The organism is [Flexibacter] sp. ATCC 35208 (assembly GCF_001975825.1).
Classification (GTDB): Bacteria; Bacteroidota; Bacteroidia; order Chitinophagales; family Chitinophagaceae; genus Chitinophaga.
On record NZ_MTKN01000080.1, the window covers coordinates 16,961 to 32,219 of the forward strand.

Sequence of the window (15,259 nt, forward strand, 5' to 3'; positions counted from 1 at the left end):
TCTCAATAATTATTGAGAACAGAACGGTCATGCCTGGATCTTCATCATTTAAATAACAAAAAGTATGAAACTGGAAAAACTCAACCCTTCTGATGAAACTCTTAGCAGGGAACAAATGCTTGCATTAGCAGGTGGCAATACGCCTTCGCAGACCTTCACCCGTGCCGCACATCTTACCGGAACGGAAGAAGCAATAGATTACGACGATGCTGACTAATCTTTTTTTAATCACTTAACCCAATTATTATGAGTCTCTAAAAATCACTTCCCAGGAGAAAACCCTTTCTCGCGAACAGCTGCTCACACTGAGCGGTGGCCTTTCTGCATTCTTAACCGGCACACAAGGGCACACAACAGATCTCGGCGCATCTAATGATGATGCAGACAATGATCAACAATCTTAGTCTTTTTTTATTAACCATTTAAACCAGTTTTTATGAAACTCGAAAAACTCACTCCACAGGAGAAATCACTCACAAGAGAAGAAATGCTTTCTCTGCACGGTGGTAACGTCAATCCAACCTTAACAGGTACAAACTGGCATAGCACAGACCTCGGCACATCTACAGCTGATGATTACGATGACGCTGATGGTGATTGATCACAATAATTAGTCTACCTCGCATGCAACTGGAAAACTCACTCCTCAGGAGAAATCCTTCAAAAGAGAGGAAATGCTTTCCCTGTATGGAGGTATCCTCGCACCATCATTAACGGGTACGAAAGCCCACTTCACTAACGTCGGCGCATCGACAGTCCAGGACTATGATGATGCAGACAATTAATAACCTTTAATCCCAATTTCCATGAAACTCGAAAAACTCACTCCACAGGAGAAGTGTCTCACAAGAGAAGAAATGCTTTGTTTGCATGGTGGCAGTGCTGCCCCAACTTTAACAGGCACATTGCCACACTCTACAGATCTCGGTGCATCTACTGCTCAGGATTATGATGACGCTGATGGTGATTGATATCTTTAAACAGAAGGGTGGGTTACTATGACCTGCCCTTCCAAATATCTTATAATGAAGGCAATATTGCTTTTTACAGGCATGCTTATGTCACAGTTATTATCAGGACAGCGATTAATTTTATTGGATAATGATCTGCAGGCTCAAAACCTTATCAAAGAAGGGGATGCAGCCTATTTCAGTGGAGATTTTAAAAAGAGTATTCAATCCTATCAGCAACTCGCTGAGATAAAACATCATGATCCGGAAGTCCTCTTTAACCTGGCAATTGGTTTTATGGCGAATGGCAAGACGGACAGTACCTTCCATTTACTCTTTGCTATCATAGACTCCGGCTATAGACAGGCGGACTTTATCCGTTATACAGCAGAGTTTGAAAAACTTCATGGTAGCGCTAAATGGAAAACCTTAATAAAAGAACTTGACGCCCGATTCACGGATTATTGCAAAACAAATAGCATCACGAATGAAAAAGTAGCAAAGCAGTTGGACTACCTTTTTTATATCGACCAAAAGTACCAGCGTATAGGTACTTTCAAAAGAAGATATGCATGTGCTTATCCACAGTATACTGATAAAGCAATAGACTCTTTACAGGATAATACCTTCCGAAAAAATGTGGATTACCTGAAGCAATTGTTTGCCAAAGACGGATATTTGTGGAAAAGCGATATCGGCAAAGAAGCCGCACACATCTCCTGGATCATAGCTCAACATGCTGACTTCGACACCGCATTTCAAAAAGAATACCTCCGGAAAATGAAGGTAGCCGTTGACATGAATGAAGCCAGTGCCAAAGACTATGCTTACCTCACAGATCGTGTAAGAAAGAACACTGGCGAAAAACAGTTGTACGGTACGCAAATGAATTATATCACCACGAGAGATAGTACCGGAAAAATAAAAGTAGAATCAGGAATATGGCCCGTCGAAGATGAAGCCAACCTGAACCAGCGCAGAAAAGAAGTAGGTCTGGTACCAATAGAAGAATACCTCCAAATGATGAAACTATTGAATAACCACTAATAACTTATCAGATGATATTGGTTATAAGTCATGCTAGTTTTGAGTTTACCACGGAAATTGTAATGGACTGGCTTTTCTATTTAAAAGCAAATTTCATCCGCATCAATGGGAATGACCTGGTAGAAAACAGCCTGCATCGCATAAATATTGAAATCGGGAATGAACATCATCCTGCTGAACAACCTTTAATCACTTATAACGGCAGACAGTTGAACCTCGCCGATATCAATGCAATTTGGTATCGGCGCTGGTCGTTTCATGCTACTTTTCCAAAGATTTCTCCACTTGAAGAAAAGAAGTTTGAAGAGGATATTAATGAATTCAGAACGGAAGAGTTTAAGATCATCAGCGAGATATTCTTCAGCCAGATTAAAAACAAGAAGATCATTGGTTCTCCCAACCACCTGAAAAAGAACCCATCTAAATATCAACAATTACTAGCTGCAAAGAAGGCAGGTATAGATATTCCTGATACTATTATTACCAGCTCAAGAGAGGAATTGTACAATTTTTACTTCAGCCATCATAAAAGAATAATTGTAAAAGCCATGAGCGAAGCCGGACTATTTAATTTTAGCGGAGAGCTGCTGGCCGGATTTACTGAAATAGTATCAGAAGAAGTCATCAACAATTTGCCTGATCATTTTTATCCTTCCTCCTTCCAGGAAATGGTGGAAAAGGATGTGGAATTACGCGTGTATTATCTCGAAGGTAAATGTTATCCCATGGCCATCTTTTCAACTTTGGATAAACAAACCAGTATTGATTTCCGTAAATACAACATCCAAACACCTAACCGCAATGTGCCGTTCAAAATCCCCGATGATCTCGCTGCCAGGATTGTTGTACTGATGAATGACCTGGGTTTAAATACCGGTTCCCTGGATATCATCCTCACGACAGATGGCAAGTTTGTCTTCCTCGAAGTCAACCATGGCGGACAATTTGGAATGGTCTCTGAACCCTGCAATTACCAACTCGAGAAAATAGTTGCCACCAGTCTGATAGAAAGTGACCTGATTCCTTTAAAAAATTAACCAATGGCAGAAGAAAAAAATGTAACCGCTTACCTCAATGCACTTAACCCGGCAGAGAGAACAAGGATTCCCGTATCCGTATATTTTGTGAGCCAGTCCAACTCTTACCACATAAGATTTGAAAAAAGCAGGAAGCATAATTCTGAAAAATATCCCTGCATGGCGTTTTTTAAACCCATCTCTCAGATAGTAGATTGGGAAAATGATCTCCTGAAAAAATAACTGACTATGAAGATTAAACTCTTTGAATGTTGTATGCCTGTAAAAGGGGCACGCCGTAGTGTGATATGCGATGTACAGCGCAATAATTATGAATTTATTCCCAACTCATTGTATGACTTCATTACCCGCTATGATGGTCATTCAGTAGAAGAGATCAAAGCAGAATTCCCCGCAGATTCACATGAGACCATTGATGAATACATCTCCTTTCTGATCAATAAGGAGTTTGCTTTCTTTACAAAGTATCCTGAATATTATCCACCTATCAGCAAGCAATGGGAGATGCCTTACGAGATCACCAATTGTATAGTTGATATCGACAGTACATCCGGGCATGATTACGAAAAGATTTTTTCTCAGCTCGATGAGCTGGGTTGTATAGCAGTAGAGATAAGATGCTTTGATACCATTCCTTGTGCGCAACTCATTACTATATTGGAAAGCGTGAATAACACAATGGTGAGATCCATCGACTTGTTATTAACCTACGATGAACAATATTGTAACGCCGCAACCCTGCAACATATACAAGACACCTACAAGCGTGTGGTCACCATAGTGCTGCATTCCTGTCCTTCGGATCTGGATGTTTCCGCATTCCCGCCATTGGTAATGGGTACGGACAAGGTTATTCCCAATAGCACCTGCTGTGGTACGATCAACAAACTCAACTTCTCCTGCAACCAGAAAAAATTCCTGGAAGCATTATCTTTTAATAGCTGTCTGAACAGGAAGATCTCCATTGATACAAATGGGGATATTAAAAACTGTCCTTCCATGCAGCAGTCATATGGAAATATCGCTGACACCACATTGGCACAGGCACTGGCTGACAAAACATTCAAAGATATCTGGTCTATTACAAAAGATCAGGTAACCACCTGCAAAAGCTGTGAGTTCCGATATATCTGTACAGATTGCAGGGCTTACAGGCAAGATGAGGCAGACATATATAGTAAGCCTGCAAAATGTGGATATGATCCATTCCAGGCAGAATGGATGGGTAATTATGAGTTATCTCAAACAAGCATCAGCATTTGAAATCGTTCGTATTTTATAAGCAACTAAACGCAATGGATTGTGGCCCTACGTGTCTGCGCATGATAGCGAGGTTCTATGGCCGCCATTACAATGCGGATACGCTCAGGCAGATGACGGGCTTTGGCAGACAAGGCGTGACGCTCTTTGGAATCAGTGATGCAGCAGAGAAGATTGGGTTTCGAACCCGTGGCGTACAATTGACATATGAGCGTTTACAGCATGTCACCCTACCTTGTATATTGCACTGGGATCAGAACCACTACATTGTTTTATTAAGTGTGGCTAAGCGTATAAAAATAGCGAATCCTGGCCGTGGTATTGAAACGCTCACACAACAGGAATTTCTGCAACATTGGATCTCTCATAAAAATGGCGATGGAGAAACGACGGGGATCGCATTGCTATTAGAACCTTCTCCTGCGTTTTATGAACATGCGGGAGAAGAGCAGAAGAAGTTTACCTGGAAGGCGCTTTTTCCCTATTTACGTCAGAATCGCTGGCAGATCACGCAGGTGATGCTCACACTCTTGGTAGGTGCATTGCTACAACTGGTCTTCCCTTTTCTGACACAGAGCATCGTAGATACGGGTATTACCATACAGAACATGGAATTCATCGTGGTGATATTGGTAGCACAACTGATGTTGACCTTTAGCAAAACAGTAGTCGACTTTATTCGTAGCCGGTTGTTGTTGAAAGTATCTAACATCCTGAACCTGTCTATTCTCTCTGATTTTTGGATAAAATTAAGCCGGTTGCCCATTTCCTATTTTGATGCGCACCAGACGGGAGATACCTTGCAGCGAATTGGAGATCATAAACAGATACAAAATTTCCTCACCGGGCAGGCACTCAATACCTTGTTCTCGTTGATTAATTTCTTTGTATATGCATTCATCCTGGCTACATTCAGCATGTTGTTATTCGAAGTGTTTCTTACCGGCAGTGTATTGTATTTTCTCTGGATCAGTATCTTTCTGCCTATCCGCCGCAAACTCAACTTTGAAACTTTTCAGTTATCAGCAAAGGAAAACAATACGACACTTCAGTTGGTGCTGGGCATGCATGAGATTAAACTAAACAATGCAGAACAACAAAAGCGTTGGGGGTGGGAGAATATTCAGGCGCTCATATTCAAATTGAATCTCAAAAGCCTTAGTTATCAACAATGGCAACAGACAGGGGCCATGTTCATCAACCAATCCAAAGACATTTTGATCACCTTTTTAGTGGCAAAAATGGTCATCGAAGGCAATCTTACGTTGGGTACTATGCTGGCGGTACAGTACATAGTAGGTCAGCTCAATAGTCCGCTGGAACAATTCATTAGTCTTGTCCAAAACGCACAGGATGCCAAAATGAGCCTTGAAAGATTGCAGGAAGTGCACCAGCTGAAAGATGAGGAACCTGTTGACAGTATGTTTATTGCCAATCTTCCGGAAAACAAAACGATAGATATTAAGGATCTCTCCTTTGCCTACCCTGGACCGGGCAATCTCCCCGTCTTAAAAGATATCACATTAGAGATCCCTGAAGGCAGTGTCACTGCCATCGTAGGTGCCAGTGGTAGTGGCAAAACGACTTTATTAAAACTATTGCTGAAATTCTATCATCAGTTCGATGGTGATATCAAAATTGGGGATAGCAACTTTAAATTCATCAGTCCTGGTTTCTGGCGAAGTCAATGTGGGGCGGTACTGCAAGACGGTTTCATTTTCAACGATACGATCGCTGGCAATATAGCAGTGCGAGAGGAGCTCATGGTCTACGAAAAACTGGTACAATGTTGTAAAATAGCCAACATCTTATCCTTCATAGAATCGCTCCCTAATGGTTTCCATACGCAACTAGGTGCGGAAGGCGTTGGACTGAGCCAGGGTCAAAAACAAAGATTACTGATAGCGAGAGCACTCTACAAAGATCCGAAATATCTTTTCTTCGACGAGGCTACCAATGCACTGGATGCGCATAATGAAAAGATTATCACAGCAAGTCTGGACAGGTTTTTTCGCGGGCGTACCGTAGTGGTCGTCGCTCACCGTTTAAGCACCGTGAAGAACGCAGATAAGATCATCGTACTACATGAAGGAAGAATAGTAGAAGAGGGTTCACATGAATACCTGTCTGCAATAAAAGGGAGATATTATGAGCTGGTAAAGAACCAGCTTGAACTTGGCAATTAATCAAAACAGCATGCCTACAATAACGCAACCAACACCTCCGCCACAATTAAATGGACACGTACCTAAAAAGGAGGTAGTGATCCGTTCAGAGGCTATGCAGGAGATCATAGACAGGAAGCCGGACTTTATGGACAAATGGGCTGTCATCATATTTTTAACGGGTCTATGCCTGTTATTTGCATCTACCTGGTTTATTCATTCACCTAACACGGTAGAGGCGAGTGCCTACCTGACAGCCAGTGATGCACCCAAGGAGATCTTTTCCCGACAGGAAGGCCGGCTCATTCGCTTATGGGGACATAACGACGATACCGTTGCCGCCGGCCAGGTCATCGGTTGGATTGAAAGCACGGCTGATCATGCATCGGTAGCTGATCTCTCTATTCGCCTCGATAGCAGCTTACGTTTATTGGCTGATGGCCGTACCAACAAGGTATCGAAGTTATTCGAAAAGCATTATAATCATCTCGGCGAATTACAGACTGCCTATCAAACCTTCATTACCGCATTACAGGTTTACAATGATTACCTTGTAAACGGCTTTTATAACCACAAGAAGCAATTACTGAAAAATGATATTTCCTCTCTTCAACAAATTAATACTTCCTTATTGAATCAGGAGAAGATGACAAATGAGGATATACAATTGGCAGAGGAATCATTTAATATGAATAACTCTTTATTAAATGAGAAGGTATTATCCCGTGAAGACTTACGTCAGGCAAAAAGTAAACTGGTAAATAAAAGATTATTGCTCCCTCAGTTAAAAACCACCATGCTGGCCAATGAAATTCAGCAGCGGGAAAAGCAGAATGAAATAGATATGCTGGAACATGACCTGACACAACAAAACATTATATTTCAGCAATCATTACAGACATTTAGAAGCACAATTGAAGATTGGGAAATGAAGTATGTGATTAAATCTCCTATTGATGGCGTGCTTTCATTTGTAGTCCCTTTGCAGGATAAACAGTTTTTACAGGCAGGGAAACTATTGGGTTATGTCAATCCAACAGGTACACAATACTATGCACAATTAAACTTACCCCAAAATAACTTCGGTGAAATCGATACAGGTCTGCAGGTACAATTGAGGTTTTATGCATATCCTTATCAGGAGTTTGGGTTTGTACCTGGCACGCTGAATTATGTTTCCAAAGTCGCTACAGATAGTGGTTTCATCGCCACCATTCGCCTGAATAACGGATTGGAAACCAATCATCATATCAGGATGCAATATAAAACCGGTCTGAAAGCCAAAGCAGTAGTCATTACCCGCAATATGCGTTTGCCACAGCGGTTGTATTTTAGTATTGCTAAAGCGATCAGACCGTAAATTATTTCTTAATAATAAATTCCTCCTTATTCGGAAACTTCTCAATAATACTTTTTGATGTGGCAAAGTTGGCTTCCAATATATCTTTTGGATTTCCGCTCAACCACATACTCAAATCTATGGCTTCATAATTCCCACTATTAAAACCTAATAGTACGATCAATTTTTCCTCCCCTGTATTCTTAATATAATGCCCTGCGCCCATTGGTACATATCCTATATCTCCTGCCTCAAACTGATCTTTTACAAACTGTCCTTCTGCAAGAAACACGCCCATCTCCGCACTTCCCTGAATAAAATACTGCCACTCATCAGCATTCGGGTGCCAGTGTAACTCTCTTAATCCACCTGGTTCTATTTCAAAAACAGATCCTGTAATCGTTCTGGAAATCGGAAATTCCTGCTGTGTCACGACTCGCTGTGTACCTGCTCCTGGCACTAATTTAGGCATCTGTGCACCTAAAGGATATCGATGTGGAGAGGTCAGACTTACATGCTCTCTTGCTACGGCCAGTCCAGAGCCCACATCCGGCAACTTCCCTGGTGCGAAGTATACTTCTTTCTGAGGTAGGGTAGCTACTTCTTCCAGCGTCAATCCAAGATTCTGTGCGGCAATTTCAGGAGGTACGCTGGATACAAAATCTGTGATACTGAAAGTATGATCTTCAGAAAAGTCTCCATTATCAAAGATTAAAATAAAGTGACAGGGCTCCTGACTAATACACTGCAATACATGCCCATAACCTCGTGGAAAATACCATACATCACCGGGTCCGAACAGATCGATGTATGTTTGACCGCTGGGATCAATTGTCGTAGTTCGTACATTTCCTTTAATCACATATGCCCACTCTGCGGCATTGGCATGCCAGTGTAATTCCCGCATAGCGCCGGGGTGTAAATGCATGCTCACACCTGCTAAATTTACAGAGGCTGGGAATTCCTTTCCAGCGGCGCCACGGGTGATGCCACCAGGGGATGTTCTGGGGGGCTGCTTTTCTAAAGCGTATTTGAATGTCATGGCTGTTGGATTTTATGGGGTGAATGCTACCAATATTATGCTATATATGGATGAGTTACGATATTCATAAGCTGGAAGTTCCAATGATGCGACAAAAAAAGCCCGCGCACAGCGCAGGCTCAAAAAAATATGGAATCAACTTACTAAAGTTTATCGGCTTTCATTTGTTGAAGACCTAAAATCACGTAATCGAGTGTATCTTCCTCTTGCTCGCAAAGTAAAGCAATCGCTGCTGAATGCTTTCTCACTAATTCCTTGTATGCAAGCGTACTCAATTGATTATTATGCACAGCACGTTTTGCTGCAACTTGTGAGATTTTACGAGAAAATTCTTTGCTTTTGGGACGGTTTTTACTTGTATTACCTAACTTTCCTCTATGATTTTCTACTTTTGACATATTATTAATTTAAGTTTATTGTTTCGAATCTGAACATGGCTGCTGGATTATCTCCTTCCAGATTAACGGTAACATATGGTTGTCCCAATTCGACATCTGTGGAAATAGCTCCGAAACTTTTAAATAGATCACTCCTCTGGCATCTTAGAAAATAATATGTCAAACTCGGATCATTTCCTAAATCGTCGAAGATCATGCCTAACGGTACATAACGTCCTGACTGGTTATATCTCCTGAGCGCCCGAATTGTAGCCTGGCGTTTAGGAAGAGCGGCTAGTGTAAGATGCACCTCATAACCTACCCTTTTTAGGTCTTCGGCTGTTCTGATGAGTTTTTCTGCATTATTACCTATTGAGGGTATAACGATATTATAACCTTTCTCAATTGATAAGGTTTGCAATGGTTTAATTTTCTTAGGATTATCCCGAAACCCGGATGTGATTTGTCTGGATTCAAGATGCACCAGCGACGCCCCCCATGGTAATTTATGAAACTCAGGCAACTTCCTCTTCGCATAATCCGAATCAATAATGATCGCATGATTTTTATCCGCAATCATATTACTAATGCCTGATTTCCCTGAAGCCGGCAGCCCAATGATTAGAAACGCCTTCTTTTCCGCCCATACCCCCGTAGTAGGCAAAGCGCCACCTTTCCCCAAACATATCTCATCATCATCATCCAGCCTTACCATCGTTATCAATTCATCAATAATTTGTTTCCTTAGCGCCCACCTTGCAGCCTCCGTTTTATAATTCCGATCACGATAATTATCGTACATCAATGTATGTACCCCTGGATTATCATAGTCAATCAATGCCTTCTCACTGCTCACAATTTTAAAAGCAATATCTCTTTCATCTTCTTCCGGTTCAAACTCCAACACAGTAGTAAGAAAATGATCCACCTGATTAATATCTAAGAGTAATCTTGCGTATCTACCCATGATATTTGGTTGAATTAATTTACTACAACTGTATTACTTTTTTTCTAAACCTGTACCATATAAAAAATCCAATTGAGCATTGATACTCCAAAAAAAGCCCGCGCACAGCGCAGGCTTTCAATCTCTTTCAATCATTTTATGCCTCCTCACCAATCACTCCAAAATCCGTCACCAACCTACCTATCTTCCCATCATTAACAAACCGAATATAACTCGCATAAAACCCATCTCTCTATCCGGGACTAAACAACGCAATCGTATGCCCATCCACGAGGCATGATTACATCGAAATTTGCATCAAGATTTATCAGTCGAACTTGATCTGGTCCTGAAAGATGAGTCGACCCCAGCTATTTCCGCGTGCTTGCACAAGCAGTCCGCCTTCTGATAGCCCGCCAGGTTTGATTGGTGAAAAACCGATATTTTCTGCAAGCGCAGCAATCTCCGCTACTGCGCCGTCATCATCGCTCGCAAGGAACACGACTCTTCTGCCACCATGTACGGCCGGATCCTGGTCAAGAATGGCAGCGATCAAATGGTTGAAGCCCTTAACCAGTTTTCCACCAGTGAATGCCTGTGCGACGAAGCTGGAAGAAGGCTGTCCTCCCAGCTTCTCAGGCGGCACACCGTAGGCATTGGTCACATCAACGATGATCTTCCCCTGCCAGGTGGGCAGTGACTTTGCGACATCCGAGAGCGATTCAAAACGAACAGCCAAAAAGATGATGTCCGCCTTGACGGCTTCCGTCAGTGTAGTGGGAATGACTACGGGGCCGATCGCGGCCGCGGCGGATACAAAGCTTTCCGGGTCACGAGTGGTTGCAATGGATACTTCGATGCCGTTGCGGGCAAACGCCTTAGCCAATGCCTTGCCGATATTGCCGAAGCCGATAATTGCGTATCCCGCAACTTTGTTTTCTGATTTACTCATTTTGAAAATTGTTTTAATGGCACGAGTTACAAACTGGCGCCAGCGTGGGGGTAATTATTTAGACAAATAGCTTAGACCACCATCAACAAGGAGCTCAGCACCAAGCATAAATGAAGAATCATCAGAAGCCAGGAAAACAGCTGTTTTACCAATGTCAGATGGTTGCCCAATTCTGCCTATCGGCATTACATCTGCCCAGTATTTTTTTACAGCTTCAAGTTGTTCTGCAGGAACAAACCTGTCAAATACTGGTGTATCTGTTGTGCCTGGTGATATTACATTTGCCCTAATCTTTCTACCTAAAAGGTCGTTTGAAAATCCCTTTGCAAAATGGATCACAGCCGCTTTTGCAGCACCATAAAGCGTAAAAGACGGATATGCCCGATGCGCTGCATTTGACGCGATAAGAAAAGACGATTTTCCGATATTTTGAATGATGTGGACGGAATTTCCAACAGAATGTTGAGCAAAGAATTAAAGGAATTAGAAATAAACGAGTTGGTAAAACGAACCATTTTTAACACACAACCCATAATGGTTCAATATGAACTTACGGAACACGGCAATACGCTACAAACCACCATCAGTAATCTTGCAGATTGGGGAATAGTACACCGAAAGAAAATTGTCGGGAAATAATGTTCGTTGTTGAGCATCGTTCTATATATCAGGAAATGGGTTAGAAGCAAATGTGATAACTACAAAGTATAGTCAGACGAAGCAAGAGCCTTTGTGTAGCAAATAGAATAAAAGAGGGGGAATTAAGCTTTTCAAAAAGCCGGAGTTCGATAGTGATTCTCACTAATAACAAAAAGCGCTGAGAAATCAGCGCTTTTTGTTATCTGCGGGCTACAGAGAACAACTTTCGAACCGGTTCGCAGAAGATTTATCTCATATTAAGACATTTATTAGTTAAATTAATTGCAAATACTACTGTTAGCAGTGTAACGTTCAGTCTTCATATTTCTTAGAATTATATAAATGCTATTCTAAGGACAGATTATATCCGGCCATAAGTGTCATTTTTTTTAATAGTTATGGCCCATCTTATTTCTATATCCGGCCATAACTNNAGTTATGGCCGGATATAGAATTTCAGCCGTTAGTGATAAAAATAACATTTATAAAAATGAAACCACTTATAGGTCGTAAAGAAGAGAAAAAAATTCTGGAAAAGGCTTTAGCATCTGATGAAGCTGAGTTAATTGCAGTTTTTGGACGGCGACGTGTAGGTAAGACTTTTCTAATAAGGGAATTCTTTAATAGTAAAATGATTTTGGAGTTTTCGGGAGTTCACAATGCTACATTAAAGGAGCAATTGGGAAATTTCAGAAATAAAATAGCCGAAGTTATGAAACAGGAGAGATTACCAGAAGTGCCTCCTGGTTGGACGGAAGCTTTTGGGATGCTAAAAAAGTATAGTGAGCCACTGTTGAAGAAGGGAAAATGTGTTATTTTCCTGGATGAATTTCCCTGGTTAAATACACCTAAATCCGGTTTTTTATCTGCATTTGAATATTTCTGGAACTCATGGGGTACTAAGCAAGATAATCTCATATTAATAATTTGCGGATCAGCAGCTTCGTGGATGATACAAAAAGTTGTCAATAACAAAGGTGGGCTTCATAATAGAATTACAAAAAAAATCCGTTTGTTACCTTTTACTCTTGCTGAAACAAAAGAATATTTGGAGAGCAGAAATGTTAAACTGGAACTTTATCAGATTGTTCAGCTTTATATGGTGATGGGAGGAATTCCTCATTATCTGAAAGAGGTGGAAGCCGGGTTTAGCGCTGCGCAGTCTATTGATAGACTTTGTTTTACTAAGGATGGGATATTAAAAAATGAATTTGATAATTTGTATCAATCACTATTTGCAGAAGCTGATAAGCATGTTGCGGTGGTTAAAGCGTTAAATAATGCTCCAGCTGGACTCACCCGTAAAGAAATTATTGCAGCCTGTAGCTTATCCAGTGGAGGAAGGGCGACCTTACTCCTTGATGAATTGATGGAATCTGGATTTATCACAAATTATATTCCTTATGAGAAAAATGTCAGGGATAATATATATAAACTGAGTGATGAGTATTCCCGATTTTATCTAAAGTATATTGAAAATGGTCGGGCATCTGGCGAAGGAACATGGATAAAATTATCGGCTCAACCTACATGGAAGAGCTGGAGTGGACTTGCATTTGAAAGCATCTGTCTGAAGCATACAAAGGAAATAAAAGTTGCTTTAGGTATTTCAGGTGTTTATACTGAAGAATCAATCTGGAGATATGTATCAGAAAAAGATGATGAAGGGACAGTAACTCAGATAGATTTATTACTTGATAGAAATGATTTTTGTATAAGTATCTGTGAGATGAAGTTTTCAACTTCGGAATTTTCAATAGATAAAACTTACTCAATAGAGCTAAAAAATAAATTGAATATATTTCAGCAGAAAACAAAATCAAGGAAGACATTATTTCTTGTGATGGTGACTACATTTGGAACCAAAAATAATGTGTATAAACCGGGTTTGGTTCAAAATGATATTATCCTGGAAGATCTATTTAAATGAACAAAGAATTTAAGTATTTAAGGAGATAGTTTTTTATTCATTAATTATCAGTGTTGTCCGACTAAAGTTCTAAGTTAAAATAAAAAGGGCAGTTCCGAAGAACCGCCCATATTAGTTAAGTTTGAGTTACCACACAAAAACTATAACTAACGATGGGTGAAATTAAGAAATTTCCCGGACAGCCGGTTTTATCACAAATATTGGATGTAATACCAAATTCACTAATACAATCCGCCAATAGAAAACATCAATCAAACCGCTATTACAAGCGGCTACCACTAAGAGTTCATCTGATAACGTTGCTGTACGGGGTATTCAGCTATTGTAATGGTCTACGGGAGCTTTGTGAAGGCATGCTGGCTTGTGAGGGTAAATTATCTCATTTAGGACTGGATAAAGCTCCTGCGCGCAGTACAATATCAGACGCAAACAATAAAAGAAGCTACCAGGTCTTTGAAACGATATATTACGGATTGCTGAAGAAATATCATTCATTTATCTCGGACAGCCGCCTGAGGGGCTTGAGTATCCGCAATTTGAAGATTATTGACAGTACCACGATATCCTTATTCAGTGATATGTTGCAGGGCGTAGGTCGAAACCGATTGGATGGTTCCCGTAAAAAGGGTGGGATAAAAGTACACGCGATGATGGATGCATTTAGCGGAGTTACTGAGTTTATCAGGATCACAGCAGCTAAAGAGCATGACAGGAAGTTCCTGTATCATTTGAAATTACCTGCCGGTAGCTGGTTGGTATTTGACAAAGCATATAATACTTACCACCATTTTGCCAAATGGACTACGCAAAAAGTATGGTTCGTGAGTCGCATGAAAGATAATGCAGTCTTCCATGTAACCAAAGTATTGATAGATAAAACCAAACGAAAACAGTCGATTGGGGTGATAAAGGAACAATATATTACTGTCGGAATTAAAACAAATGGAACGGTAACAGAACGGCTAAAGCTGCGGCGGGTAACTTATAAAACAAAGGAAGGAAAGAGGCTGGTGTATATCACAAATGATTTTACACTGCCAGCATCAAAAATCGCTACTATTTATAAAAACCGCTGGATGATAGAGTTGCTCTTTAAACAGATCAAGCAGAACTTCCCGCTACGATACTTTTGGGGAGAAAGCGATAACGCCATCAAAATGCAGGTTTATTGCGTACTGATCGCTCAATTGCTAATGGTTGTAATCCGTAAAAAAGCAGATACCAAAAAATCATTTGCAAATATGATTACGGTAATCCGGTTACATTTAATGAGTTATGTAGGCCTGTTGGAGTTCATCAAAGACACTTATAAGGCTTGGCGGAAAACTCATAATGCGTCGTTTGATTTTTCAACTTAGAAAATATGGGGTAGCTCCCCCATATTTTTAACACATAATATTTACCCTTGCATGCCTTGACTACAAAGCATACAAGCATCTTTTAACCCGGTTTTACCCGGACAATAATGATTAATTATATATTAAACTGTATATCTAATGCCATTTAGAAATATTTCTGAAGACTTTCCATTTCACAGCAAGGATAAAGCTGTCTGGTATTGAAGTTGTTTATACT

The 15,259-nt window shown here is 40.7% G+C and carries 17 protein-coding genes; 12 read left to right on the forward strand and 5 right to left on the reverse strand.

Features of this window, described 5'->3' with window-relative positions:
• Positions 1–64: 64 nt before the first annotated feature.
• The 9 genes from BW716_RS37190 (at position 65) to BW716_RS30825 (ending at position 7,819) form a co-directional block, all read left to right on the forward strand.
• Complete coding sequence (locus BW716_RS37190) at positions 65–217, forward strand: hypothetical protein (RefSeq protein WP_179091350.1); 153 nt, start codon at positions 65–67, stop codon at positions 215–217.
• Between the two features lie 219 nt (positions 218–436).
• Positions 437–601 carry a hypothetical protein gene (locus BW716_RS37195; protein ID WP_179091351.1) on the forward strand — a complete coding sequence of 55 codons (165 nt, stop codon included), beginning with the start codon at positions 437–439 and terminating at the stop codon, positions 599–601.
• Between the two features lie 205 nt (positions 602–806).
• Positions 807–971, forward strand: coding sequence for a hypothetical protein (locus tag BW716_RS37200; protein WP_179091352.1), 165 nt, complete (start codon positions 807–809; stop codon positions 969–971).
• A gap of 54 nt (positions 972–1,025) precedes the next feature.
• Positions 1,026–1,997, forward strand: coding sequence for a DUF6624 domain-containing protein (locus tag BW716_RS30800; RefSeq protein ID WP_143709134.1), 972 nt, complete (start codon positions 1,026–1,028; stop codon positions 1,995–1,997).
• An 11-nt stretch (positions 1,998–2,008) separates the two neighbouring features.
• Complete coding sequence (gene gwsG, locus BW716_RS30805) at positions 2,009–3,034, forward strand: grasp-with-spasm system ATP-grasp peptide maturase (RefSeq protein ID WP_083729917.1); 1,026 nt, start codon at positions 2,009–2,011, stop codon at positions 3,032–3,034.
• Positions 3,035–3,037: 3 nt separating this feature from the next.
• Positions 3,038–3,256, forward strand: coding sequence for a hypothetical protein (locus BW716_RS30810; RefSeq protein WP_083729918.1), 219 nt, complete (start codon positions 3,038–3,040; stop codon positions 3,254–3,256).
• A 6-nt stretch (positions 3,257–3,262) separates the two neighbouring features.
• Positions 3,263–4,297 carry a grasp-with-spasm system SPASM domain peptide maturase gene (gene gwsS, locus BW716_RS30815; RefSeq protein WP_083729919.1) on the forward strand — a complete coding sequence of 345 codons (1,035 nt, stop codon included), beginning with the start codon at positions 3,263–3,265 and terminating at the stop codon, positions 4,295–4,297.
• A complete protein-coding gene (locus tag BW716_RS30820) occupies positions 4,294–6,480 on the forward strand; it encodes a peptidase domain-containing ABC transporter (protein ID WP_083729920.1) in 2,187 nt (728 codons plus the stop codon). The genes gwsS and BW716_RS30820 overlap by 4 nt, the downstream gene beginning before the upstream one ends.
• 10 nt (positions 6,481–6,490) lie before the next feature.
• On the forward strand, positions 6,491–7,819 hold the full coding sequence (locus BW716_RS30825; protein ID WP_143709135.1) for an HlyD family secretion protein: 1,329 nt from the start codon (positions 6,491–6,493) through the stop codon (positions 7,817–7,819).
• 1 nt (position 7,820) lies between these two features.
• Here BW716_RS30825 and BW716_RS30830 read toward each other — a convergent pair whose 3' ends face one another.
• From BW716_RS30830 to BW716_RS30850, 5 genes are all read right to left on the reverse strand, one after another.
• On the reverse strand, positions 7,821–8,840 hold the full coding sequence (locus tag BW716_RS30830; RefSeq protein ID WP_083729922.1) for a cupin domain-containing protein: 1,020 nt from the start codon (positions 8,838–8,840) through the stop codon (positions 7,821–7,823).
• Between the two features lie 143 nt (positions 8,841–8,983).
• Positions 8,984–9,238 (reverse strand): hypothetical protein, encoded by a 255-nt coding sequence (locus BW716_RS30835; protein ID WP_083729923.1) that lies wholly within the window; start codon positions 9,236–9,238, stop codon positions 8,984–8,986.
• Positions 9,239–9,242: 4 nt separating this feature from the next.
• Positions 9,243–10,184: a zeta toxin family protein gene (locus tag BW716_RS30840; protein WP_083729924.1), complete on the reverse strand. Its 942-nt coding sequence runs from the start codon at positions 10,182–10,184 to the stop codon at positions 9,243–9,245.
• Between the two features lie 307 nt (positions 10,185–10,491).
• A complete protein-coding gene (locus tag BW716_RS30845; RefSeq protein WP_083729925.1) occupies positions 10,492–11,115 on the reverse strand; it encodes an NADPH-dependent F420 reductase in 624 nt (207 codons plus the stop codon).
• A 54-nt stretch (positions 11,116–11,169) separates the two neighbouring features.
• Positions 11,170–11,553 (reverse strand): SDR family oxidoreductase, encoded by a 384-nt coding sequence (locus tag BW716_RS30850; protein ID WP_083729926.1) that lies wholly within the window; start codon positions 11,551–11,553, stop codon positions 11,170–11,172.
• 21 nt (positions 11,554–11,574) lie between these two features.
• On the opposite strand from BW716_RS30850, the gene BW716_RS30855 reads away from it, so the two are divergent.
• From BW716_RS30855 to BW716_RS30865, 3 genes are all read left to right on the forward strand, one after another.
• A complete protein-coding gene (locus BW716_RS30855) occupies positions 11,575–11,754 on the forward strand; it encodes a helix-turn-helix domain-containing protein (protein ID WP_235643983.1) in 180 nt (59 codons plus the stop codon).
• A 490-nt stretch (positions 11,755–12,244) separates the two neighbouring features.
• Positions 12,245–13,684 (forward strand): ATP-binding protein, encoded by a 1,440-nt coding sequence (locus tag BW716_RS30860; RefSeq protein WP_083729928.1) that lies wholly within the window; start codon positions 12,245–12,247, stop codon positions 13,682–13,684.
• 152 nt (positions 13,685–13,836) lie between these two features.
• Entirely contained in the window at positions 13,837–15,042 is a 1,206-nt protein-coding gene (locus BW716_RS30865) for an IS4 family transposase (RefSeq protein WP_083729929.1), read from the forward strand.
• Positions 15,043–15,259: the final 217 nt, after the last annotated feature.